The organism is uncultured Pseudoramibacter sp. (assembly GCF_903789625.1).
GTDB lineage: Bacteria > Bacillota > Clostridia > Eubacteriales > Eubacteriaceae > Pseudoramibacter > Pseudoramibacter fermentans.
Window position 1 is genome coordinate 23,114 of sequence record NZ_CAIFFF010000002.1, and the last position, 24,738, is coordinate 47,851.

Annotated in this window: 20 protein-coding genes; 5 read left to right on the top strand and 15 right to left on the bottom strand. The window is 40.8% G+C overall.

Features of this window, described 5'->3' with window-relative positions:
• Positions 1-30 precede the first annotated feature (30 nt).
• A complete protein-coding gene (locus QZX60_RS01360) occupies positions 31-894 on the top strand; it encodes a DegV family protein (protein WP_295360554.1) in 864 nt (287 codons plus the stop codon).
• 82 nt (positions 895-976) lie between these two features.
• On the opposite strand, the gene QZX60_RS01365 is transcribed toward QZX60_RS01360, so the two are convergent.
• The 14 genes from QZX60_RS01365 to QZX60_RS01430 all read right to left on the bottom strand — a co-directional run bounded on the left by QZX60_RS01365 (position 977) and on the right by QZX60_RS01430 (position 19,554).
• A complete protein-coding gene (locus QZX60_RS01365; RefSeq protein ID WP_295360556.1) occupies positions 977-2,461 on the bottom strand; it encodes a phosphomannomutase/phosphoglucomutase in 1,485 nt (494 codons plus the stop codon).
• A 12-nt stretch (positions 2,462-2,473) separates the two neighbouring features.
• Positions 2,474-3,499, bottom strand: coding sequence for an ornithine carbamoyltransferase (gene argF, locus QZX60_RS01370; RefSeq protein ID WP_295360941.1), 1,026 nt, complete (start codon positions 3,497-3,499; stop codon positions 2,474-2,476).
• Between the two features lie 99 nt (positions 3,500-3,598).
• Positions 3,599-4,093 (bottom strand): peptidylprolyl isomerase, encoded by a 495-nt coding sequence (locus QZX60_RS01375; protein WP_295360558.1) that lies wholly within the window; start codon positions 4,091-4,093, stop codon positions 3,599-3,601.
• Positions 4,094-4,108: 15 nt separating this feature from the next.
• Entirely contained in the window at positions 4,109-4,522 is a 414-nt protein-coding gene (locus tag QZX60_RS01380; protein WP_295360560.1) for a Fur family transcriptional regulator, read from the bottom strand.
• Between the two features lie 58 nt (positions 4,523-4,580).
• On the bottom strand, positions 4,581-6,959 hold the full coding sequence (locus QZX60_RS01385) for an endonuclease MutS2 (protein ID WP_295360561.1): 2,379 nt from the start codon (positions 6,957-6,959) through the stop codon (positions 4,581-4,583).
• Positions 6,960-6,962: 3 nt separating this feature from the next.
• The gene (locus QZX60_RS01390; protein ID WP_295360563.1) at positions 6,963-9,344 is read right to left on the bottom strand and encodes a U32 family peptidase; all 2,382 of its coding nucleotides are present in this window, start codon (positions 9,342-9,344) and stop codon (positions 6,963-6,965) included.
• A complete protein-coding gene (locus tag QZX60_RS01395; protein ID WP_295360565.1) occupies positions 9,341-10,750 on the bottom strand; it encodes a D-alanyl-D-alanine carboxypeptidase family protein in 1,410 nt (469 codons plus the stop codon). Before QZX60_RS01395 ends, QZX60_RS01390 begins: the two co-directional genes overlap by 4 nt.
• Positions 10,716-13,652, bottom strand: a complete 2,937-nt coding sequence (locus tag QZX60_RS01400) for an insulinase family protein (protein ID WP_295360567.1) — start codon at positions 13,650-13,652, stop codon at positions 10,716-10,718. Before QZX60_RS01400 ends, QZX60_RS01395 begins: the two co-directional genes overlap by 35 nt.
• A 15-nt stretch (positions 13,653-13,667) precedes the next feature.
• Entirely contained in the window at positions 13,668-14,996 is a 1,329-nt protein-coding gene (locus QZX60_RS01405; protein WP_295360568.1) for a replication-associated recombination protein A, read from the bottom strand.
• Between the two features lie 72 nt (positions 14,997-15,068).
• Positions 15,069-15,299 (bottom strand): preprotein translocase subunit SecG, encoded by a 231-nt coding sequence (gene secG, locus QZX60_RS01410; RefSeq protein WP_154576347.1) that lies wholly within the window; start codon positions 15,297-15,299, stop codon positions 15,069-15,071.
• Between the two features lie 128 nt (positions 15,300-15,427).
• Complete coding sequence (gene tpiA / locus QZX60_RS01415) at positions 15,428-16,168, bottom strand: triose-phosphate isomerase (protein ID WP_295360570.1); 741 nt, start codon at positions 16,166-16,168, stop codon at positions 15,428-15,430.
• A gap of 19 nt (positions 16,169-16,187) precedes the next feature.
• Entirely contained in the window at positions 16,188-17,375 is a 1,188-nt protein-coding gene (locus tag QZX60_RS01420; protein ID WP_295360572.1) for a phosphoglycerate kinase, read from the bottom strand.
• Positions 17,376-17,465: 90 nt separating this feature from the next.
• On the bottom strand, positions 17,466-18,479 hold the full coding sequence (gene gap / locus QZX60_RS01425) for a type I glyceraldehyde-3-phosphate dehydrogenase (RefSeq protein WP_295360574.1): 1,014 nt from the start codon (positions 18,477-18,479) through the stop codon (positions 17,466-17,468).
• Between the two features lie 25 nt (positions 18,480-18,504).
• Entirely contained in the window at positions 18,505-19,554 is a 1,050-nt protein-coding gene (locus QZX60_RS01430; protein ID WP_295360576.1) for a sugar-binding transcriptional regulator, read from the bottom strand.
• A 338-nt stretch (positions 19,555-19,892) separates the two neighbouring features.
• On the opposite strand from QZX60_RS01430, the gene QZX60_RS01435 reads away from it, so the two are divergent.
• The 4 genes from QZX60_RS01435 (at position 19,893) to QZX60_RS01450 (ending at position 23,536) form a co-directional block, all read left to right on the top strand.
• Positions 19,893-20,162, top strand: coding sequence for an ACT domain-containing protein (locus QZX60_RS01435; protein ID WP_295360578.1), 270 nt, complete (start codon positions 19,893-19,895; stop codon positions 20,160-20,162).
• A gap of 16 nt (positions 20,163-20,178) precedes the next feature.
• Positions 20,179-21,537 (top strand): PFL family protein, encoded by a 1,359-nt coding sequence (locus QZX60_RS01440; RefSeq protein WP_295360580.1) that lies wholly within the window; start codon positions 20,179-20,181, stop codon positions 21,535-21,537.
• Positions 21,538-21,609: 72 nt separating this feature from the next.
• On the top strand, positions 21,610-22,446 hold the full coding sequence (locus QZX60_RS01445) for a MoxR family ATPase (RefSeq protein WP_295360582.1): 837 nt from the start codon (positions 21,610-21,612) through the stop codon (positions 22,444-22,446).
• Positions 22,436-23,536 carry a VWA domain-containing protein gene (locus QZX60_RS01450; RefSeq protein WP_295360584.1) on the top strand — a complete coding sequence of 367 codons (1,101 nt, stop codon included), beginning with the start codon at positions 22,436-22,438 and terminating at the stop codon, positions 23,534-23,536. Before QZX60_RS01445 ends, QZX60_RS01450 begins: the two co-directional genes overlap by 11 nt.
• Before the next feature lie 7 nt (positions 23,537-23,543).
• On the opposite strand, the gene QZX60_RS01455 is transcribed toward QZX60_RS01450, so the two are convergent.
• Entirely contained in the window at positions 23,544-24,737 is a 1,194-nt protein-coding gene (locus QZX60_RS01455; protein ID WP_295360586.1) for a MaoC family dehydratase N-terminal domain-containing protein, read from the bottom strand.
• Position 24,738 lies beyond the last annotated feature (1 nt).

Below are 24,738 nucleotides of genomic sequence, written 5' to 3' on the forward strand. Positions count from 1 at the left end.
CAATTGCACCATTATTTTTAGGAGTTTTTTATGACAGCCATCAACTCATTCCCTGATTACCCGGCACGAATTATTATCGACAGTTGCTCTGAGGTGGCCCTTCAGTCTAACCATCACAATATCTCACTGACACGTGTCCCTTTTAAAATTTACATCGACGATGATGAATTTGTTGATCAGAACCTTAACCGCTCCGAATTAATTGACCGCATGCACTTGTCAAAGAATAAAGTTCGAACGGCCTGCCCTTCACCCCAAGCTTTTTTTGATGTGATGGACCCCAGTGCTGTGAACTTTGTTGTTACCATTTCCAGTAAATTGAGCAGCTCCTATAATTCCGCTTGTCTGGCAAAATCCATGGCAGAAGAAAAGGGCTTTGGTGATCGCGTTTATATTTTTGACTCTCTCTCTGCCGTCAGCGGCGAAGACTTAACCGCGCTATACATTATCGAAACGCTTAAACGCGGCTTTAAACCGAATGATTTATTTCATATCGTCCGCGATTATATCACGCACATGTCTACATATTTCGTATTAAATTCCTTTGAAAATTTAGTAAAGAATGGACGAATTAAACATAGTGTCGCACTCGTCGGCAAATTATTAAAAATCAATCCTATCATGAAAGGAGTTAATGGTGAAATTGAGTTAAAAGAAAAGTGCCGTGGTCATAAAAAAGCATTGTTTTCACTTGCAAAGATCATTTCAGATGAAGTGGAAAGTCCACAAACAAAAAATCTGGCTATTACACACGTTAACGCGCCTGAAACGGCGTTAAAACTTAAAGCTGCCGTGGAAAAAATGGAAACTCCTTTTAAAAATATCTTAATCTTTGAATCGGGAGGGCTGGGAACAGTATACGCTGACCAAGGCGGCATTGTCATCGCTTTTTAAATAATTTGAGTTTTTAGTTTATCCTAAAAAACGTCAGCAGATATTTAATCCGCTGACGTTTTTAATTTCGATTAAACCAATACTATTTTTCTATTTCGTCGTATTGTTTCAAAAATGCGTCGACCTTGTCTAAGATAATCTGGCATCCTCCTGGCGTGTCAGATTCAATATTCGTCGGCATCTTGGGTTCATGAAGGCTCAAGCGCATCAAGCACCATCCGTTGCCGTGATCGGCATCACAGGCGACTCGCACACCTTCATAATTAGGCTGAATCAGCGACCACCCTTCCTGATTTTCAGCATAAGTTTTGAAATCTTCCAGTATTTTTTCACCCAATTTTCTAAAGTGATCACCATTGATATGATAACGCACTTCTAATGATTCAGCTGGTTCTTCTAAATCTTCGACAAAAGTCGATAATGTTTGGCCTTCTTTTTTAAGATGGCAAAGTTCAATTAAAGCCAGTGTCGCTAAATAAGCGCCATCATCTAAAAAATAATTGTCTTTTAATGCTCCGTGTCCGCTCGTTTCCATAGCTAGATACGCGGGTTCCCCGGACTTATTCAATCTAATCGCTTCGTTGATTACATTACGGTATCCTCTTTTAAAACGATGATGATGTCCACCATGATGTTCAATAAATTTTGTCAAACCTGTTGAAGTGACAGAGTCTGTCACGATCGTTGAATTGGGATATTTGTCGAGAACAATCTTCGATATAAAGGCAATAAACGCGTTGCGGTTAATGGGATCTCCCTTTTCGTCTATGATGGCGCTGCGATCCACATCAGTATCAAAAATAATGCCCATGTCGGCATGATTTCTTTGAACCATTTTAACTGCGGATGCCATTGCTTCTGCATTTTCAGGATTCGGAATATGATTCGGGAAGTGTCCGTCCGGATTTAAAAACTGAGATCCCTTTGTTTCAGCACCTAACGGTTTTAAAACGTCGTCAACGAAAAATCCACCGGCACCGTTGCCCGCATCCACTACGATGTGAAGACCGTCAAGCGGTTTAATTTCTTTCGTTTCAGAGCGGATAATACCGACGATATTTGCCGCATAAGCCTTTAAAAAATCCGACGGAATGCGTTTGCCGCCATAAAAAGATGTTTCAATTTCTTCCGCTTCTTTTAATAAGCTTGTCAGTTCATTCTTTTCGATTCCACCGCGGCGTGTGAAGAATTTAAGGCCGTTGCGATTTGCTGGCAAATGACTTGCCGTGACCATCACAGCGCCGTCGCATTTTAAATACGGATCGACTGTCGTCATAAACATTGCAGGTGTCGTCGCCAATCCGCAATCGTACACAACCGCACCAGAACAAACAGCACCTACGCATGCTGCCTGCGCTAAAAATTCACCGGAAACACGGCTATCTCTCCCGATCGCTAATTTAATATGCTGTTTGCCTGTTTGCTTTTTAATGCGTTCTGCAAAGGTGTAGACAATTTTCATTGTCTTATTGTCGTCTAAATTAACTTCTTCTCCCGGCACACCCTTTGCTGCGACACCACGTACATCTGTTCCGTTTTGAAGCTCAACGATTCCTCTTAATATCATCTCAATTCCTCTCTATTCAACGATGGGCTTTCCCTTATCGTCCACTTTATTTTCCGCTAATGTTGCACACATCACAGCTTTAATCGCGTGCATACGATTTTCTGCTTCATCGAACACCTTAGAGTATGGCGCTCTGAAAACCCGATCGGTTACTTCCATTTCCGTCAAGCCATACTTTTCGTGAACATCCTGAGCAACCTTCGTATTTAAATCATGGAAGGATGGCAGACAATGTAAGAAGATTACATTCGGATTATTTGTTTTCTTGATCATTTCTTCATTAACTTGATAGTCTTTTAATAAAGCAATCCGTTCTGCCGTTTTCGCTTCTTCACCCATTGAAACCCAAACATCTGTATAAATCACATCCGCATTTTGGACAGCTTCGTCAATATCATCCGTTAATGTGATGGAACCATTGGTTTCTTTAGCCACCTTTTCCATGGCCGAAACCAATTCTTCATCTGGAAACAGCGATTTAGGCGCTAAGGCTACAAAGTGCATACCTAATTTTGCACAGCCAATCATCAACGAATTACCCATATTATTTCGGGCATCACCGACAAAAACAAGTTTTCGTCCCGCCAAATCGCCAAAGTTTTCTCTGATCGTCAGCATATCCGCTAAAATTTGTGTCGGATGATAGGTGTCTGTCAGTCCATTCCAAACGGGAACACCAGAAAATTCAGCCAACGCCTTGACTGTATCCTGTGAGAACCCTCTGAAAGCAATGCCGTCATAAAAACGGCCCAATACTTTAGCCGTATCTTCAATGGATTCTTTCTTTCCCATTTGGCTGTTGGTTAAATAAGTCACGTTGGCGCCCTCGTCGTACGCCCCTACTTCAAAGGAGCAACGCGTCCGGGTAGAGGTCTTTTCGAAAATACTCACAATGTTTTTGCCTTCCAATAAATGGCCTCGAATGCCCTTCTGTTTTTTTTCTTTTAATGCTGCCGCGTAATCAATTAAAAATGTAATTTCATCCGGCGTAAAATCCCGCAGAGTTAAAAAATTTCTATGATAGAGATTCAATGATATTGCCTCGCATTCTATAGTTTTTAGAGTATTTTTATTTTATCTAAAATACACAGGTGATTCAACTAAAAAACCGAAGGATTTTCATCCTTCGGTCTAAAATTACTCAGCATCTTCGATTCGAATAGTTACGATTCTTTGATCTTCTAAAGGTTTGTCCCACATGTCTCTTTCTGCAGAAACAATTTGATCAACCACATCCATCCCTTCAGTGACTTTGCCAAACCCAGCGTAGTCGCCATCCAAATGTGGTGCGTCAGCAACCATAATAAAAAATTGAGAACCCGCAGAATTCGGATCCATCGCTCTTGCCATAGATAATACGCCGCGTGTGTGCTTCAGATCATTTTTAAATCCATTCGATAAGAACTCGCCTTTAATGCTGTATCCCGGTCCGCCCATGCCGTTGCCTTCCGGGTCGCCGCCTTGGATCATAAACCCAGGAATGACGCGATGAAAGATCAAACCATCATAAAATTGATTCTTAATCAACTTCACAAAATTTTCAACTGTAATCGGTGCAATATCCGGATACAACTCAGCGCGAATCGTACCACCGTTTTCCATTTCAATTTTAATATTAATTGTTTCGCTCATATTTTCTCCCTGAAATTATTTATATAGAGTTACTTCTATTTTCGCATTTTTCATATTATCTGGCAATTTATTTGACAATTTTTTTCGAATGATATTTTCCAATTCCGAATCAAACAAATCATCGATATGATCGTGGTCAACTAAATGAATATGAAAATCCGTATCGCCATCGTACCGCATCACATCATTTTCATCATGAACACGCATAATTAATCCGTGCTCTTCAAAACAATCTAACGTATTGTATATGGTTCCCATTGACAAATGCAGCCCTTTTTCGTTAACTTTTTTCATTAACATTTCTGCTGTGGGATGACGGTTCGAATCAAGAATGATCTTAAGCAATGTCGTGCGTTGAAGCGTCGCGCGTAATCCCGCTCTGCGAATTCGTCTGGCAACATCCTCTTGATTGAAATCCCGTTTTTCCATATACACTCCTTTTATTCTTTAATGAGATTTATTTTAATAAAGATTTCTTAAATATTTATTATTTCAGTTCAACAATAGTTGCGCCAGTTCCACCTTCCGAAGGATTGCCAAAACGAAAAGACTTAACAATAGACGAATGCTTTAAATAATTTTGTACTACTTTCTGCAACACCCCGGTTCCCTTGCCGTGTATGATCGTTAAATTGTTGGTATTCGACACAACTGCATCCGAAAGGAATTTTTCAACGGCATATCTCGCCTCGTCACCTGTCATACCTCTCAAATCAAGTCTGCTGCTCATTTTGTGACGATCGGCCGCATTAATCTTTTTGGGGTTTCTCTTTGTTTTTTTCTCGTAGTGTTGAATTTGTGAAAGCTGGCTCGTTTTGACCTGAAGCTTCATCGGACCAATTTGAACCGTCGCTTTGTTTTCTCCTTGCTTAATCTCGACGATTTCGCCTTCTTTATTTAAACTTTCGACAAAAACGATATCGCCTTTTTTTAATACTTTAGGATTTGCTTTTTTCTTTTTGTATTTTTTCTGCTGATCCTTTTGTACTTGTTTCTTCGACAGCTGTGACTGACGGTTAATTTCCTTTCGCAATGATTCCAGCTTTTTATTGTCAATCGAAGCCATCGTATTTTCTTGAATCGCGCGAATTTCCTGATAAATTGATTCAGACTGGGCTTTTGTCTTTTCTACAATTGTTTCCGCTTCTTGATGCGCCTGTCTAATAATAGCATCTCGTTTTTGATAAACATCACTTGCCTTTTCTTCGGCGTTTCTTATTTTTTCTTCAGCTGTTCGTTCTTTTAGCTCGGCTTCTTGTAACGCGGCCTCCATTTCTTTTCTCTTTTCATCAATTAAATCCAATGTTTTTTCAAATCGAACAGATCCGGAATTGATAAATTGTCTGGCCTCTGAAATGATCTGGTCGTTCAATCCCAAACGGCTCGCGATTTCAAAAGCGTTCGATTTTCCTGGAATACCGATAATTAATCGATATGTCGGTTTCAGAGTTTTGACGTCGAATTCCACCGATGCATTTGTGATTCCCGGCGTCGTTAAAGCGTATTCCTTCAACTCAGAATAATGTGTCGTGGCCACAGTAATAACATCACGTCTAAACAATTCATTTAACAATGCAATGGCAAGGGCAGCACCTTCAGTTGGATCAGTGCCGGCACCAAGCTCGTCAAAAAGAACGAGATCGCCCTTTTGGGCTTGAGCCATAAAATAAACAATGTTTTGCATGTGCGCCGAAAAAGTTGAAAGAGATTGCTCAATACTCTGCTCATCTCCAATGTCGGCAAAAACATTTTTAAAAATGCCAGTCGCACTGCCTTCCTTAACAGGCACAAATAAACCAGATTGGATCATAAGCGTCAATAACCCAATCGTTTTGAGTGTAACCGTCTTACCGCCTGTATTGGGCCCTGTAATAACGATAACTTTAATATCCGGACGAAACACAATATCGCTCGCGACAGCTTTCTTCGGATCCAAAAGTGGATGTCTCGCATTTAACAAAGAGATCGGGCCGTTTGGATTAATTTTTACGCGCACACTGCCGTTTGATAAAGCATATCCTGCTTTTGCGAAAATAAAATCTAATCTAGAGATCATATGAAAATCGCGTTCTATAACGGCGTGATAGGCACCAACTTTCCCCGTTAAATTTTCAAGAATTGTAAAGATTTCTTTTTCTTCTTCCGCCCTGAGTAATTTAAGATCGTTGTTTAAATTAATCACTGACAACGGCTCAATAAAAACAGTTGAACCTGTCGACGATTTATCCAAAACAATTCCCGGAATTCGATTGCGGTATTCCTGCTTAACCGGAATGACATAACGATTATCTCGAACCGTGACCAGCCGATCCTGCAAGATGCTTTCATAGCTGGACGACGTCACAATGCGATTTAATTTATCGGATATCTGATTGTTTTTCGCAATAATTTCTCGGCGGATGCTGGCTAATTTTGGCGTCGCATTATCAGCCATCTCATTAGGCCCGATAATCTTCTTAGAAATTTCTCTTTCCAAATCTAAACAATCATCAAGGGCTTCAAACAACGGCACCAACCGATGCAGCTCATTCTTCTCGATATCTTTATCGTAGTAATCAATTAAATCTTTGGTAAGGCGAAGTGTTGAAGCAACTTCGAGTAATGAACTCATATCCAAAACAGAGCCGATTTCTGCCAATTGCAATATATGTAAAATATTGTGGATTCGGGCGAGCGGAGGCCTGCCATTTCGAAGCGACATATTGACCGCCTCTTCCGTCTCGTCAAGTGCTTTCATAATTTCGTCGAACTGGTTCATCGGTTTTAAATTCGAGGCAAATTCTTTACCCGCCTCTGTGATACAAAACTCTGCCAGCTGCTTTAAAATTTTGGGATATTCTAAAACATTGATACTTTTTCCATTCATCGACTATTGTATTCCTCTGTGAAAATTTCCAGTTGTCAAACGGTATTGACTATTTTGCAGATGAGCAGTTGCGGTACTCGGGTGTCGGTAAAAGGCAATTGCCGCTGCAATTTCTTTCGGTTCTTCATTTAACACGCTGATTCTATAGACGTCAACACAGTCTAAATCTTTTAATTCTTTACTCGTTAAGCACAATTTATCTGCATTGAAAATATGAACTTTTTGATCTTGAAGGACAAGCGGAAAAGAAGCACCCTTTTCATCGATCAAATGATAGCGTCCATTATTTTTACACGATGTACAGTCATGATTTTGGCAATTGATCACACAATTATCCGATACCATCACTTCCTGAAATCCGTAAACATTAAGGCTCAAAGGCAATACGGTCTTTTCGTTTAATTTTTTTAAGGATGATCCGTCTAATTCACAAGATACTGCACATCGATCGCATCCCCAGGAATTAAAGGCCATTGTTGAAACTGCATTAAACACTTGCAAATTGGTATCTGCTTCAACCGAGTGCATTGTCCCATGACGGCGGCAAATCTCCAATCCCTCGTAATTTCGCACTAAATAACCATCAATTTCTAGATTGTCGAGCATCTCAAAATGCTGCTCTAACTCACGACCTTTCTGTGTATTGATAATTTCTGGTAGGATTAATCTTAATTTCTCGCCTTTATTGTGAACGTCCTGACCGATTTTTTGAATGTATGGTATTTCTGAGATGTGTTCCAGCGGAATAGCCCATTCATCCACTTGCATATCTAAGAACTTAGCGTATTGTCCGTAATGCCATAATCTTAATGAGATTTGAGGATTATTCTGAACGCTCACTTCTCGATGTTTCGTTTCGAGTTCGTAGCGAAGTTGCTGCGTGTTCTGCTGTATTTTGGTTTGGTTAACCACAGGATCAATCGCTGCAATGATCTCCCTCCTGATACGATTTAAATCGGAGCGGGATAAAAACAAATTTCCGTTAAGGGTCACAGAAAATTCAGAAAGATAAAAATCCGTATCCCCCAACTTCTGAATTTGTTGTCTAACCATTTCTTCAGTCAGTGCATGTTTTTTCGCTAAAGACGGTTTAATTTCCTTGATTTCAAAGGCTTGCGTTTGCCCTGTATTTGCGTTTTTTACTTGAACTGAAACCGGTTCTTCTTCTGAAAATGATAAGCTAATATCTAAAGGTATTTTATTAAATGAAAGTGGCCGTTCAGCTTTCTCTGCGAGACTTTCAGCCAATTTAACGTTCTTATTACGATAAACTGGCATGCCTTTTTTCACTCCAGGTATTCGATTCATTTTAACTGTTCGTTCTCTTTGAGAAAAGGACGTTAGGCTACAACCAACCTGGGCATTTTTTCCAAAAGCAAGTCCATCGCCTCGATTAAGCTGAATTGAACCATCTAACTGAATTTTCATTACACCTTTCTCAATATTTTCAATTTTTCCAATATAAGCTCCGCGTTTTTTCTGGACGTCTGTATTTAAATGATTTTTATTACTAAACATCCATCCCGGTGTAAAATCCCTGCCAAAAACGGAATCCAATTCTTGAGATGAGGTCGATTGTCCTTTTCCATCCACAAGCTGCCGGTACAGTTGTGTGACTTGATAAACGTATTGAGGGCTTTTTAAACGTCCTTCTATTTTAAACGCATCAATACCGGCATTGACTAGCTCTGCTACGTGATTTGAGGTATTTAAATCTTTCATAGAAAGTAGATAACCTTGTTTGATTGTCCTGCCATTCTCGTCGGTCAATCGATATCTTTTTCTGCAGGGCTGGGCGCACATTCCCCGATTACCGCTTCTCCCACCGATCAAGCTGCTCATCAAACACTGCCCCGAGCGCGCATAACACAAAGCGCCATGAGTAAAAACTTTCAACTCAATGTCGGTTTGTTGTCTAATCTGCTCGATCTCATTTATCGGCATCTCTCTCGGCAGCACAGTGCGGAAGAAGCCTAACTTTTCAAAAAACTTGACTCCCTCTAGCCCGCCAATAGAAGCCTGTGTGCTGGTTTGGAGTTTAATCGTCGGATAATTTACTCTGATCCAAAAAATCAGACCAGGGTCCTGCACAATCAGACCATCTACATTAGCGAGATTTAGAAAATCAATATAGCGGATCAGTTCAGCCCATTCTTCATCTTTTACAAGCGTGTTCACCGTAATATACACCTTCACGCTGTATTGATGACATAGCCTCACCATGTGTTTAAAATGAGTAATGTCTATATTTTCCGCTCTTAATCGCGCATTAAAAAAAGGGCCGCCAAAATAGACGGCGTCAGCACCGGCATTAATGGCTGCAATAATTTCAGCTTCATTGCCTGCCGGTGCTAATACTTCTGGTCGGTTCCTTTTAATCTTCATCGGTTAACCTGTCTTTTTCTATTATTTGAATTACTCGGTCGTTTTTTTCTCTTTGCCTTTGCCCTTGCTCTTCTTCTCTTCTTGATTTGCTGAACTTGATAATATCTAAAAATAAGAAAGGCAACAATCAATATGATCAAAATTATCAGCAGATAATCGATGAAGCCACGGCGGTGAATGGTTTTTGTCGTGTATAAAGAAATGTGCTTCACCGTTTTATTGTTATTTTGAACAAGTAAAGTCCCAACTTTTTGATTAGCTTTTACTGTTTGAAGCAGTTTATAAGCGTCTCCATCCCTTTCAAACAACGATTGATTGAGTTTAAGTTTTGTGGTGTATTGATCCTTCTGATTTTTGTCAATATAGGACGAGACCTGCTTTTTAGAGGTCAGTGTTAATTTTTTTGAATTTGCAATTCTAACATGTTTTAATCGTATTGTTTTATAAGTCCCATCTTTTTTAGTCCAGTTTACTTTTGAATAATTTATATCAAACGTATTAATGATACCATTTGCTTGACTCCAGATATTATTATCTGAATGTAAAATGACGGCAACCATCGATTTATTTTTATATTTGGAAGAAAACACTAGACAATGGCCCGCTTTGTCTGTATGGCCGGTCTTCACGCCCGTTGCATATGGATTGTATTTCTTCCCATCGTGTGATGAACCTGTAACCAGCGGTAGATCTTTCGTGCTAATGATTAAGGCATTGGTATTGATCCATTTTTTATCGCCGCTCTTAAGATGGCAAGTGTAAACTGGCTGCATTACAATTTTGTCAATTGCCTTGTATTTCATCAGCTGTGTACCAATTTTAACGAGATCGGCAGCAGTCGTATAATGGTTATCATCATGATAGCCATGTGGATTGACAAAATGCGTATCTTCTAAATTTAACGTTTTAGCTTCTTTATTCATCAAAGAGACAAATCGTTTAATTGCAGCATCAGCACTCAATTTTGAGTCTTTTGCATCCAAACGTCCCACATTCGCCGCAATTGTCATGGCCGCGTCGTTTCCAGAAGGCAATAGCAGCCCGTAAAGCAGCTGCCGCCAGGTCAATACATCCCCTTTGCGAATATCTGCCTTAGACGAATCTCCGCTGATTTCATTTACTTCATTACCAACGGTGACTTTTTTATCGAGCTTATTCTGCACATAGTGCATGGCCACCAGAGCTGTCATGGTTTTTGTCGTACTTGCAGGATACATCTTTTGATGAGCGTTCTGTTCGACAATAACATCGCCGGTATTCACTTCAACTGCACACACCGCTTCATCATTGTTAAATGCGGGCATTGCCGCAAAGACGGAATTGCCAATAAAAAGAATCGACAAAACCGCACAACAAATTGATACTAATAATTTATTTCGATTGTTTTTGAATAAATGTAAGTTCATTAAAGAGTTCCTGATTCTCACGAATTTTTTCTTCATTTCCAATGACACAGAGCGTATTTTGATGCATCGCCGCATCGATAATTTTACCGCATTTTCTCAAATCAGCTTCCGTAGTGCTGAGAATCTGATCGCGTTCAATCTGCGTCCATTCCTGCGTTTGCCTTGTTAAGAACTGCCTGTCTGCTACGTAAGACTGCATGGCAAGCGAAAGCGGATGATCCTTCGCTGAAATTGAACCGATAATGGCCTTTTCCAATTCCCGCTGGCTGATCTGCATATTACTAACATATTGTCCTGCTTCGTCGTACGCTTTAAGCGTATTTGCAACGTGAGGATCTCGGTACGAAGTAAATATCAGATCGCCGGCTTTTGAAATTGAAAAGCCCGTCCCATAGGCGCCTCCCTTGATGCGGACACGATTCCACAAATATCCCATATCCATAATGGTTTTAAGTACGAAAAGACTGCCATTGTATTCATAGCCTAAACGCTTAATATTAAACCCTTTAGTCACATAATTAACCTTAGATGAAGTCATAAATCCTTCATTTGCTGTCTTTGTATCAAATTGATAGGTATGAATCGGCTGTTCACTATTGTCAATGGATTGCAGATGTTGCTTTACTTTGTGGTAAATCTTATTTTGCTGCGCCGGCTCGCAGGTGATCGACAATTTTACATGATTGCGGTTAATTACCTGCTTATACACGTGTAAGAGCTTTTGCGATAATTCATCAAAACTTGTATCATAACTCTGGCATATGGCGGACAGCTTACGTCCGAAATCAATACCGCCTAATTGCTGATACAACGCAGCGGATTGTGAATAATAGGATTGCAGACGCTGTGAAGCCAGCACATTTCCGGAAGTCAAAAAGCTATTTTCAAATTTCGTGCGATGTTCCTGTAAAATCGCTTCAATAATTTCTTTTTCATCAAAATGAGAAGCCGTCATGCCTTGGAACAACAATTCAAGTAAATAATCCACTTGATCGATTAATGCTTTCCCGCCAATTGACAAATAAGCTTGGTATTGACCTTCACACTGAACATCATCTAGCACTTCAAGATTTGTTGAAATACCGCCAGTGTGAATTTGGATCATTTGATCCATTTCATCAACCCCGTACAGGTCTGTCCGAACATTAAATAACAGCTTATTGAGTATGCCTAAGACTGCTAAATCTTCCTGTGCAATGGTGCGGATGTCAAAATAAAATTTAAGGTAGACGATCCCGTCTGTTGGCGCTGGATGCCATAAAACGAAGCAATCGTCCATCATACCTCGAGCAATTTGAGGCGTCTGTACCTTAGCTTTCAAATCTGATAATTCCAGTTTCGGAATGGTCGCCAAATCTTCCGGTGCATCTTCACGATTTTGATAAGCTAATAAATCTTTAGTTTCTTTAACGATTCCATCAATCTCTTGTTCTGATAACGACGATTGATACTTCGTTAACCGATCGGACAATGCTTTTGCATTTTTTGCCGCTAATTCTGGATCTGGCTTTAATGTCACGATTGCACGATGCTCGTTTTGAATCAGCTGTGTATTGATCAATCTTTCGAATCCGCCATTTTCAGCCATTGTCTTAACATGTGCAATGGCATCATCCATTCTGAGATGACTCAGTGGATCCTGATCGTAGAGCCAAGTGTCCATCAGCTCTAAGCCAAACATCAGTCCCGGTGGATATGAGCCGAAATCTTTTTCCTTAATTTCAAAAGCAGCTGAATTGATGCCCGCTTCAAGCATCTTTTTGTCGATGCCTTCTTTAACCAGTCTTTGTAAAACCTTTTTAATTGTTGATCGCACCCGATCCTTGTTTTCAGTACCGCCAACCATATTTTTAAGTGTAATAGCAAAATAAGGCTGTCTCATTGCGGTCGTGTAGGAATAACTGATGTCTTCGCAAATATTGAGATCGAGTAGCGCCTTCTTAAGTGGATAAGAATTTTCGCCTAATAAAATATTGGTCAAAATATCAAAGGCCAGCCAATCATCTTTTAGATTATTCAGCACCCACCCAATTGTTAAATAGTTTTTATTATTGAGCTCTGTTGCACCAGATAATGGATAATACACTGAAGATTCTGCTGGCTTTGAAAAAAGTGGCTGCAGTGCAATTTGAGAATCGATTTCCTGATAATCAAAATCAGATAAATACGCTTCATCCAGATATTTTAGATGTTCCTCCATATCACCATCGCCGTAAAAATAAATATAGGCATTAGAAGGATGATAAAATTTGTGATGAAAATCTAAAAATTCATCGTAAGTCAAATCAGGAATATTATCCGGAAAACCACCCGACTCTTTTCCGTAGATAGAATCCGGATACAACTGCTTAAACAATTCATTTTGCAAGATTTCTTCTGGGCTCGAATAGACGCCTTTCATCTCGTTGTACACAACGCCATTATAAGTCATTTTATCTTTTGGATCTTCGAGATGATAATGCCAGCCTTCCTGTTCAAATATTTTTTTATTCTGATAAATATTTGGATAAAATACAGCATCCAGATAAACATCAATCAAATTCATAAAATCCTTGTCGTTAGTGCTGGCTACGGGATATACCGTTTTATCCGGATAAGTCATCGCATTTAAAAATGTATTGACAGACCCCTTAACGAGTTCAACAAAAGGCTCTTTGACTGGATATTTCCGAGAGCCATCTAAAACTGAGTGTTCGATGATATGTGCAACGCCTGTGCTGTTGTTTGATGGCGTGCGAAATGCGATATGAAACACTTTATTGTTATCCTGATTGGACAGATATAGCAAAGGCGTGTGCGTCTTCTGATATTCAAAGTAATAAGCTGTTCCTTGAATTTCTTTCAAATATTCTTTATGGCGTAATCTAAAACCGTGAATAACTTGGTCGATTTGATATTCCATGATTTCTCCTGTCCTTTATTTAGACTCTTTCAGTCTTTGAAGTCTTTCTTTTATTTTTTTTTCATATCCAATAGAAGTTGGCGAATAAAATTCGGCATCTATCAAATCAGTCGGCAAATACTGCTGTGACACATAATGATTTGGATAATCGTGGGGAAATTTATATGTCGTACCTCTGTTCAGCTTTGCAGATCCTTGATAATGCGCATCCTTGAGGTGCGCCGGCACTTGTCCGTTCGAATCGTAACGAACGGCATGGCTTGCACGTTGAATACCGACATTTGAAGCGTTAGACTTAGGCGCAGATGCTAAAAATGTAACAGCTTGACTTAAATTGATTCTTGCCTCCGGCAATCCTACCATATCTAAGGCCTGCGCAGCAGAAACAGCGACCACTAACGCCATTGGCTCTGCGTTTCCAATATCTTCCGAGGCTGAAATAATCATTCGTCTAGCGATGAATTTTGGATCCTCTCCGGCATTAAGCATTTTCGCCATCCAAAACAGTGCCGCGTCAGGGTCTGAACCGCGTATACTCTTAATAAAAGCAGAAATTGTATCGTAATGATTGTCCCCTGTCTTATCGTAGTCCAGTGCTTTTTTCTGTATACATTCCTGCGCCACATCCAAATCAATTTCGATTACCCCATCGGCGTTTTTATCTGAACTCAAAACTGCCAATTCCAGTGCATTTAAAGCTCTGCGTACATCCCCATTCGCCATTAGAGCAAGATGATCAAGCGCTTCATCTGTAATTTGAACGTGCATGGCGCCTAACCCCTTTTCTTGGTCATGAACTGCACGCAAAATGATCTGTCTGATATCTTTTTCTGTTAAAGGGAAGAACTCAAACACTGTCGATCTTGAAAGAAGAGCTGAATTGATTTCAAAATATGGGTTTTCTGTTGTCGCACCGATCAATATAATTTCGCCCTTTTCAACGCTTGGCAATAAAGCATCCTGCTGAGACTTGTTGAATCGATGGATTTCATCTATAAATAATATTGTTTTGCGGTTGTATAAAGCAATATTATTTTTTGCCTGTTTTATGGCCGCTTCGATATCTTTTTTTCCGGAAGTCACCGCATTTAATATTTTGAAATCGGCTTTTGTTTGGTTTGCAATGATATTCGCCAAAGTCGTTTTGCCTGTCCCTGGCGGGCCATAAAAGATCGCAGACGTTAAGCGGTCCGTCCGAATTAAGCGGTTAAGCATTTTTCCCTGCCCTACCACTTGTTCTTGACCACAGAATTCCTCAAGCGTTTTGGGACGCATCCGAGCCGCTAAAGGCTCATTCTGCTCAGTATTACGATCGTAAGTCATATCGAAAATACTTGCCTGCATGATATAATTGCAAACCTCCTTTCATATAAACAAAAAAATCCGGAATGAGATCCCGGAATCTTAAAAATATTATTATGCAACAATAACAGCGTAGATAAAAGCTGATAACATGAATACAATTGCGGAAACGATCGTTACTTTTTCAAGAAACGCATCAAATCCACGTGCCTTATGTTTTCCGAACAATGTTTCAGCGCCGCCTTCAATGGCCCCAAGCCCTTGGGTTTTAACTGGTGACATTAATACACTGATGATTACGACAAAACTTGAGATAATCATTAATGCAACCAAAAAAGTATCCAAATACATAACCTCCAATAATTTTTATCCGTATTATTTTATCACAATGATAATTAGTTGCCAAGTCAAGAAATTCACAAAATATTAAAGGACCATGTTTTTCAACATGGTCCTTGAAAATAAACTTAAATTTAGAATTTAACGATTTTTGCAAAGTCAGGTGTCAAGCTTGCACCACCGACCAATGCACCGTCAATGTTTTCCATTCCCATCAAATCTTTAACATTATTCGGTTTAACAGATCCACCGTACTGAATACGTGTAGCTTCAGCTGCTGCTTCGCCAAACATGTCAGCAATTGTTTTGCGAATCCATCCGCAGACTTCATCTGCCTGTTCTTTGCTCGCTGTCTTTCCTGTACCAATGGCCCAAATCGGTTCGTAAGCGACAATTACTTTTGTCACGTCATCCACACCGGCCAAATCCTTTTTGATCTGTCCGACAACCTTGCTCTGAGCATTTCCAGCTTCGCGTTCTTCAAGCGTTTCACCGCAGCACATAATTGGTGTCAGGCCTAATTTCAAAGCCTTAATCACTTTTTTATTGACACTTTCGTCTGTTTCTGCAAAATATTGACGTCTTTCGCTATGGCCGATAATAACATATTTTACACCAAGATTTTTCAGCATTTCACCCGAAACTTCTCCGGTGTATGCACCTTTTTCTTCGTAGAACATATTCTGCGCGCCAATGCCAATGTTAGTGCCCTTAGTTAATTCAACGGCCTTCGGCAAATCGATAAAAGGCGGAGCAAAAACGACTTCCGCTTCTGCACCTTCAACTAATGGAATTAAAGATTTAATCAAATCTTCTGTTTCTTCCACATTTTTGTTCATTTTCCAGTTTCCTGCGATAACAGGTCTTCTTGACATGACTTTCCCTCCTCGTTTTTTACTTATCTTCTAAAACAGCGATTCCTGGCAAAACTTTGCCTTCCATGAATTCCAAGGAAGCACCACCGCCTGTAGAAATATGATCGATTTTATCTGCAAAGCCCAATTGTTTAACAGCTGCAGCAGAATCACCGCCGCCAATAATAGTCGTGGCTTCCGATTCAGCCATTGCTTTTGCGACAGCTTTTGTTCCTTCTGCAAATGTCGGGAATTCAAAAACACCCATCGGCCCATTCCAGATAACAGTTTTTGCATTCTTAATAACATCAGCAAAAAGTTCGCGTGTTTTTGGTCCGATGTCCATCCCCATTTGATCGCTTGGCATAGCATTTGAATCGACAACAGTTGGTGTCGCATCAGCTGCAAATTCAGGCGCTACCACGTTATCAACTGGCAGATAGAGCTTGACGCCTTTTTCACCGGCTTTTTTCAGCAGGTCAGCCGCCAAGTCAACCTTGTCTTCTTCCAGCAGAGATGTGCCGATTTCATAACCCTGCGCTTTGTAAAAAGTATAAGCCATACCACCGCCGATAATCAAGGTGTCAACTTTGTCAAGGAGATTGGTGATTACACCGATTTTATCGGAAACCTTTGCGCCACCTAAAATTGCGACGAACGGATGCTGCGGATTATCTAAAGCACCACCGATAAATTTTAATTCCTTCTGAATCAAGAAACCCGAAACAGCCGGCAGATATTTTGCAATTCCTTCTGTGGAAGCGTGTGCGCGATGGCAAGATCCAAAAGCATCATCGACGTAAATATCTGCTAAACTTGCCAGATCTTTTGAAAAATCTGGGTTGTTTTTCTTTTCTTCCGGACGGAATCTCGTATTCTGAAGCAATAATACTTGTCCAGGTTTCAAATCAGCAGCTGCTTTTTTGGTCACTTCACCAACGACTTCACCATCGTCATTAAAAATAACTTGAAGTCCCAGCTTTTCAGACAATGCTTTTGCAACCGGCGCCAAAGAATATTTTGGATCCGGTTCGTTTGCCGGGCGACCCAAATGGCTCATTAAAATCAGCGCTGCATTTTGTCCAAGAATGTATTTGATTGTAGGCAATGCTGCTTCAATCCGGGTATCATCTGTGATTTCGCCAGCGTCATTCAATGGCACATTGAAATCCGCTCTCATGATCACTTTTTTACCTTTTAAATCGATATCTTCTACCGTTTTTTTCATGATTTATATCCTCTGTGAAAAAATAAGGGCCGCAATAAAAACGGCCCTCGTTGCCACTAACACCGTTTAGTATTTTCTAAATACCAGTTGTTAGTTTAATTCTGCGAAGTATTTGATGGTTCTGACCATCTGGCTGGTGTATGAATTTTCGTTGTCATACCAAGAAACAACCTGAACTTCAGTTGTGCCATTTTCGAGTGGCAGAACCATTGTCTGAGTTGCATCGAATAATGAACCATAGCGCATGCCAACAATATCAGAAGAAACAATTTCATCTGTATTGTAGCCAAATGATTCTGTTGAAGCAGCCTTCATTGCTTCGTTAACCTGATCGACAGTAACCTGACCATCAACGACAGCAGTCAAAATTGTGGTTGATCCGTCTGGAGTCGGCACACGCTGTGCAGCGCCGATTAATTTACCGTTTAATTCCGGAATAACCAGACCGATTGCCTTAGCAGCACCAGAAGAGGTCGGAACGATATTGGCAGCTGCTGCGCGCGATCTTCTTAAATTACCTTTTTTCTGAGGTCCGTCCAGAGTCATCTGATCGCCAGTATATGCGTGGATTGTGCACATGATCCCTGACTGAATTGGAGCCAGATCATTCAGAGCTTTAGCCATCGGTGCCAAGCAGTTAGTGGTGCAGGACGCAGCAGAAATAATCTTGTCATCTGATGTTAAAGTTTCGTGGTTGACATTGTAAACAATTGTCGGCAGATCGTTGCCTGCAGGAGCAGAAATAACAACTTTCTTAGCACCAGCTTTTAAGTGAGCACTTGCTTTTTCTTTTGAAGTGAAGAAACCAGTACATTCCAAAACAACATCAACATCTAAATCACCCCAAGGTAATTCTGACGGATCCGGCTTAGAATAAATTTCGATTTCAGTACCGTTCACGACGATAGAGTGTTCTTTTGCTTCAACACTGTCAGCATATTTATATGTGCCGTGTGCTGTGTCATATTTCAGCAGATATGCTAACATTTTCGGGCTGGTTAAGTCGTTGATTGCAACAACTTCATAGCCTTCAGCATCAAACATCTGTCTGAAAGCAAGACGTCCAATTCTACCAAAACCATTAATCGCAACTTTTACAGACATAATTGCCTCCTTAAAAATAATATACTCATTTATTTAAATGACGGACGATTTCCTTTGCTGCGGATTCATCCGTAATTAACGTAACCCCCGGCTGAAGTCTGCAGACGCCGATAATTGCATCAGCCTTGTCTACACCCCCTGCAATTGCAATTTTTTCCGGGATCTTTCGGTAATCTTCAATGTCCACCCCAATTGTGCTAGACGGTTTTAAAATATGGCCTTGATAATCAAAATAATATCCGAACGCCTCACCAACTGCGCCCGCTTCTGTCAAAGCCTGTCTTTCATCTTTGGAAACATTACGCCACTGAGAAAGAACATCGGCACGACCGACACCAAAAACGAAAACATCAATATGTTCCATTTTATCGAAAACCCGTTTGATTTCTGGATAATCTTTAAGTGCATCGAGAAGATGAATGTCGATATTATCTGGCAAATGAAGTAATTCATATTTAGCATGAAGCTTCAAGGCCATTTCTGCCACGACATTGTTGGCTTGAGTCGCATGGCTTTTTCCAATTCCGCCACGCGCAGGAATGACATAAACGTCCGGGTATAACGCTTCTTTCATTTGTTCCGCGACAGCTGCCGTACTTGCGCCTCCTGTCAACGCAAGCACATCTTTGTACTTAAGCACTGTCATAATAAAATCAGCAGCCGATTTCCCCATAAAATTAATCACTTGATAGTTTTTATCTACATTTCCAGGACAAACAATCGCTTTATTTAAATTGAGCTTGTCTCGTAATGTATTTTCCAACTGTTCAAGTCCATTGTAGGTATACAGCATTGATTTTAAATCTTCAATGATACTGTCACCCAATTCTGTCAAAATTACACCTTGTCGTTCAACATCGATCAATTTTTGATCCTGAAGAAACTCTATTTCATTACGAATTTGTCTTTCACTCATATCAAGCGTGAAAGCTAAATTTCGTCTACCAATAGGCTCTTCGCTTTTAATGGTAGATAAAATATCATACCTTAGTTCGATTAAAGCACTGATTTCTGGAACAACAAGCCGCTGAAGGTCAACTAATTTTCTGCTGATTTCCAAATGATTATCGGCCATCTTTATTCTCCCGTGTTTTTTATGTCGATCATCTTTATATTGAAGATGGTTAATTCTGTTCCCACCTTGCGAGTTTTATTATAAGCTAATTTCAAGCTGAAATCAAGAAGATTCTCGCTATTTCTATGATTTTTTTGATATATTAAGAAACTTTTTGCTGATTTTTGATCTATTTTTAACTTTTTCGTTTTTTCACATTTTATTTTGTTTCAATTTCAAAATATATATGGGACATATTTGTTCCCAATTGTCTTTTCTGTATTCATTTTATTCTATACTTGTATTCCACACTGCTATTTAATATAATGTCTTTATTATTAATCTGAAGGAGTTTATACATGAGAGCTGTAATAACCGTAATCGGTAAGGACAAAATTGGCATCATTTACCGAGTTTCTGAAATTTTATCGAAATATAAAATCAATATTGAAGACATCAGTCAAACAATCCTGCAAGACGTCTTTACAATGGTGATGTTGGTCGATCTTTCTGAATCAACATGTAAATTTACTGATTTGAAAAACAAATTAGAAGATTTAGGTAAAGAAATCGGCATGACCATTCGAATCCAAAACGAAGATATTTTCAACGCAATGCACACCATTTAATTAAAGAGGAGACTTCATGGCTTTATATAAAGATATTATTGAAACCGTTCGTATGATCGAAAAGGAAAATCTCGATATTCGAACGACCACAATGGGGATTTCTTTATTAGACTGCATCGACAGTGATCAGCATAAATGCCAAACAAAAATTTATGATAAGATCACCCATTCCGCAGAGCACTTAGTTGAAGAAGCAGATAGAATGGCAGCTGAAACGGGCGTGCCTATCGTTAATAAACGTATTTCCGTGACACCGATTGCCTTAATCGCTGGCGCAACAGACGCTTCCGATTACGCCCCTTTTGCACAAACAATGGATCAGGCAGCAAATGAAGTCGGCGTCAACTATATCGGAGGATTTTCAGCTTTAGTTCCAAAGGGAGCAACACCTGGAGATCAAATTTTAATTCAGTCTATTCCTGAAGCTTTAGCTGCGACAGAACACGTTTGTGCGTCAGTTAACCTTGGTTCTACAAAATCTGGGATCAACATGGACTGTGTCAAACAAATGGGACACATTGTCAAAAAATGTGCTGAGCTCACAAAAGACAATGACTCGATCGGTGCTTCAAAGCTCGTCGTCTTCTGCAATGCCGTGGAAGATAATCCTTTTATGGCAGGCGCTTTTCACGGGGTCGGCCAGCCTGACAAAGTATTACATGTCGGTGTCAGCGGTCCTGGCGTTGTAAAAGTAGCGCTTGAAAAAAATCAAAATGCTACAATGGACGAGCTCGCTGAAATCATTAAAAAAACCGCATTTAAAATTACTCGTGCTGGACAGTTAGTCGGCACAACGGTCGCCGATCGTCTCGGCATCCCCTTCGGCATTCTTGACTTATCTCTCGCCCCAACTCCGGCCATCGGTGATTCTGTTGCAAGAATCATTGAAGAAATGGGGATTGAACATTGCGGCGGTCCGGGAACAACTGCTGCTCTGGCGATGCTCAACGATGCGGTTAAAAAAGGTGGTATCATGGCATCTACTTCTGTCGGTGGCCTTTCCGGTGCTTTCATCCCTGTCTCAGAAGATGAAGGCATGATCGATGCAGCGCGCAATGGTCACATTACAATTGAAAAACTAGAAGCGATGACTTGTGTCTGCTCCGTAGGGCTTGACATGATCGCCATTCCAGGTGATACACCTGACGATACCATTTCGGCTATCATTGCCGATGAAGCGGCCATTGGCATGGTGAACAATAAAACAACTGCTTGCAGATTAATTCCAGCCATTGGCAAAACAGTTGGCGATGAAGTGACATACGGCGGTTTATTTGGTTCGGCTCCTATTATGCCGGTCAATCTATCTGATGCCTCTGTCTTTGTCAACAGAGGTGGAAAAATTCCAGCTCCTATTCACTCATTTAAAAATTAATTTAGTTCGGATATAAAAGCACCATTCGGTGCTTTTATTCATTCATACGCAAATACCTATTTAGGAGGAACTATGGACAATACACATCTTGAAAAAAACACGTCTTATATTGCCTCACAGGATTTACTAGACGCTGTCAATATTGCAGTCACGCTGCAAAAACCACTGCTCGTCAAGGGAGAACCGGGTACAGGAAAAACGATGCTCGCCCACGCCGTTGCCGAAACGATGAACAAACCACTCTTTATCTGGAACATTAAATCGACAACGAAGGCCCAGGACGGTCTCTATACCTACGATGTGGTTCAGCGCCTGTACGACAGTCAATTTGGTGAAAACGTCGATGATATCAGCCAATACATCCATTACGGAAAAATGGGTGAAGCCTTTATGGCCGATGAACAAGTTATTTTATTAATCGACGAAATCGACAAAGCGGATCTGGAATTTCCTAACGATTTGCTTTGGGAAATGGATCAAATGGAATTTTACGTTAAAGAAACACATCAGACCATTCGCGCAAAACAACGTCCAATTGTCATCATCACTTCAAATGCAGAAAAAGAACTCCCAGATGCCTTTTTGCGTCGGTGCATTTTTCATTACATTGAATTTCCTGATCCTGAACAGATGGAAAAAATCATTCACGCACATTTTGACCGAATCGATGATGAGCTTGTTAAGCAGGCCATGGACACTTTTTATCGCATTCGCGACGTAAAAAACATCTCTAAACGGCCAAGCACCTCGGAATTAATCGACTGGCTTCGCGCACTGATTGCAGGCGGCGTTGATCCAGCTACAATTCGCAAAAATCTGCCCTACAGTGGTGTCATCTTGAAAAAAGATCAGGACATCGACTTAGTCGAAAAAGAATTCCATCCCAACATCCGCCGTCATGTTCGTTGATTTCTTTTATTTTCTCCGTGATCACGGCCTCAAGGTTTCAATCGGCGAATGGCTGCTTCTGCTGGAAGGCATGCAAAAAGGACTGCACCACAATACCCTCCACGGCTTTTATATTTTATGCCGTGCGATCGTCGTCCGAAACGAAACGGAATACGATCTTTTCGATGTTGCTTTTGAAGAATATTTTCACGATCTGCCTCCCCAATCTGAGCTGCCTAAGCCTCTGCAACATATCACTCAGCAAAGTATTCAAGAACTCGAAGTAGAATCACAGCATGACGCCGACGCCATTGCCTCGGAACACACAAGTGGAGACGAAAACGCATCTGCAACTGGAATGGAAATGCCGGGTTCCGGATCCAGCGGCGGGAAAACCGCCATTCGTGGAAAGCGCAAATTCAGAGATTTTCGGAAAGACAATCACCTTGATACCAGACAATTTCAAATGGCTTTTCGGCTTTTGCGCAATTTATCAAATCAAAATGACACCTCTGAGTTGGAGTTTGACATCGACCAGACCATTCAGAAAACCTGCGATATGGGCGGAATGCTCCATGTCGTCTACCGAAAACCCCGCCGCAACAACATCCGCGTTTTACTTTTTATTGACAGTGGCGGATCGATGAGCGGTTACGCGCGGCTTTGTTCTGAACTTTTTCAGGCTGCAACGGCATCTCGACATTTAAAGGAACTGAGAACTTTTTATTTCCACAACTGTATTTACTCTGCAATTGACAAAGAACCGACATTATCCATGAAAAAAGGCGTATCCCTTGATCAACTGATCGCAGAGTGCAATGATAAATACCGCGTCATTATCGTCGGGGATGCTGAAATGCATCCCTACGAGCTTTCCGGAAGTGAATACGACTGGGTGGCCAACAAAGGCGGAGAACCGGGAATCGAATGTCTAAAAAAGATTAAGCGTCATTTTCCGCACACCATCTGGTTGAATCCAACACCGATGCCGATGATTCACGATGCCTGGACAGACACGCATTTTGAAATAGCCGATATCATCGATATGTACGACTTAACCCTTCAAGGTCTTGAAGAAGGTTTTAAATTTTTACTCAGCGGCAAAAAATAATAATCTCTCATGCTACATTCCGGGATGGCAGGCACACAACAGCCTCTGCTTTCGTGTGAACCTCGCCATCCTGACGAGCCGCCTGCATTTGTATTTTTACAAGATATTCTTTTCCTTCCTTGTATTTTTTAGTCACAACACCACTTTGAATCGAAAGATCCCCATAATATAAGACTTTACGGCATTGGCAGTCTAAAACCCTAAGGATTCCGTCATCTCCCATCCAATCGCTTACAGCTTTCGCGATCAGCACCTGGCTGTGTATCCCATACGCGATTGCGCGTTTGGAACCTTGCTTTTGTGCAATGATGTCGCTGGCGTGGCGGTCAATGGGATCTCTATACGCGCCTGTTTCGGGATCGATGAGGCCATGCGCGCGCCATTTTCTCAGTGATCCCCATTTCGTCGCAAAGGCGTTCGCGGCACCAATTGCTGCCATGAGTGATCGGCCATCCGATTCATCGTACGGACCCACCCATTCCTCAGGCAGAGAATCTCCGATCTCGACCTCTTCCCAATAACGCGATGCATTTCCCCGTCTGAATCGGCCGTCAAATTGATTGTCTAAATTGGTGTATAGCTTTTCTAATGTTGCTTTTGAATAACGAGGCCGCGATTCCGCTGGTTTTTGTATCGTTTGGCTTTTCGATTGTCTCAGAGTTTCTAAAGATGGACATTTAATGATCGTTCGCGCAGTTAAAACAGCTGCTCGTTCATTTCTTTCATTGATCAGCGTAATCGCATGTTGCCGCAGCAGTATTCTATCTCCGTTTTTATTTTTTGGAAGTTCCTCTACCCCAAGATACTTGTTTTCTGCTCGAAACGTATCATTGGGACGAATTGTCATCAATCTTTCCCACTTTGTTCCAGCGTCATATACTTTTATTCCCGGCACAGATGGAAATTTTCCCTTTACAAAAGTCGAGGCAATGCAACTCTCAATTAATGGGGGCGCAATGATTCCGCCCCAACGTGTTTTTTTAGCGTAAATCGGATCGGAGTAAAGCGGATTGGAATCGCCCAAGGCCCTTGCAAATCGCCCAATCGTATCAATTGTTACCGTTTCATTGTAAAGTCCACCACCGGAACGATTATGATGATCCTGACAATAAATACGATAAACCGGTAAAATCCTTCCTGATTTTTTGTTTTCTGTTTCAATATATGTGTCTATTCTTGACAGCCATTCACGATCATTCATC

Coding starts and splice junctions, on each gene's coding strand:
- QZX60_RS01390 (WP_295360563.1), bottom strand. CDS start 9,344: ATGAAGATTAAAAGGAACCGACCAGAAGTATTAGCACCGGCAGGCAAT.
- QZX60_RS01375 (WP_295360558.1), bottom strand. CDS start 4,093: ATGAGCGAAACAATTAATATTAAAATTGAAATGGAAAACGGTGGTACG.
- QZX60_RS01365 (WP_295360556.1), bottom strand. CDS start 2,461: ATGATATTAAGAGGAATCGTTGAGCTTCAAAACGGAACAGATGTACGT.
- QZX60_RS01360 (WP_295360554.1), top strand. CDS start 31: ATGACAGCCATCAACTCATTCCCTGATTACCCGGCACGAATTATTATC.
- QZX60_RS01430 (WP_295360576.1), bottom strand. CDS start 19,554: ATGGCCGATAATCATTTGGAAATCAGCAGAAAATTAGTTGACCTTCAG.
- tpiA (WP_295360570.1), bottom strand. CDS start 16,168: ATGTCAAGAAGACCTGTTATCGCAGGAAACTGGAAAATGAACAAAAAT.
- QZX60_RS01395 (WP_295360565.1), bottom strand. CDS start 10,750: ATGAACTTACATTTATTCAAAAACAATCGAAATAAATTATTAGTATCA.
- QZX60_RS01405 (WP_295360568.1), bottom strand. CDS start 14,996: ATGCAGGCAAGTATTTTCGATATGACTTACGATCGTAATACTGAGCAG.
- QZX60_RS01385 (WP_295360561.1), bottom strand. CDS start 6,959: ATGAATGGAAAAAGTATCAATGTTTTAGAATATCCCAAAATTTTAAAG.
- QZX60_RS01450 (WP_295360584.1), top strand. CDS start 22,436: ATGTTCGTTGATTTCTTTTATTTTCTCCGTGATCACGGCCTCAAGGTT.
- QZX60_RS01445 (WP_295360582.1), top strand. CDS start 21,610: ATGGACAATACACATCTTGAAAAAAACACGTCTTATATTGCCTCACAG.
- QZX60_RS01455 (WP_295360586.1), bottom strand. CDS start 24,737: ATGAATGATCGTGAATGGCTGTCAAGAATAGACACATATATTGAAACA.
- gap (WP_295360574.1), bottom strand. CDS start 18,479: ATGTCTGTAAAAGTTGCGATTAATGGTTTTGGTAGAATTGGACGTCTT.
- QZX60_RS01435 (WP_295360578.1), top strand. CDS start 19,893: ATGAGAGCTGTAATAACCGTAATCGGTAAGGACAAAATTGGCATCATT.
- QZX60_RS01440 (WP_295360580.1), top strand. CDS start 20,179: ATGGCTTTATATAAAGATATTATTGAAACCGTTCGTATGATCGAAAAG.
- QZX60_RS01380 (WP_295360560.1), bottom strand. CDS start 4,522: ATGGAAAAACGGGATTTCAATCAAGAGGATGTTGCCAGACGAATTCGC.
- QZX60_RS01400 (WP_295360567.1), bottom strand. CDS start 13,652: ATGGAATATCAAATCGACCAAGTTATTCACGGTTTTAGATTACGCCAT.
- QZX60_RS01420 (WP_295360572.1), bottom strand. CDS start 17,375: ATGAAAAAAACGGTAGAAGATATCGATTTAAAAGGTAAAAAAGTGATC.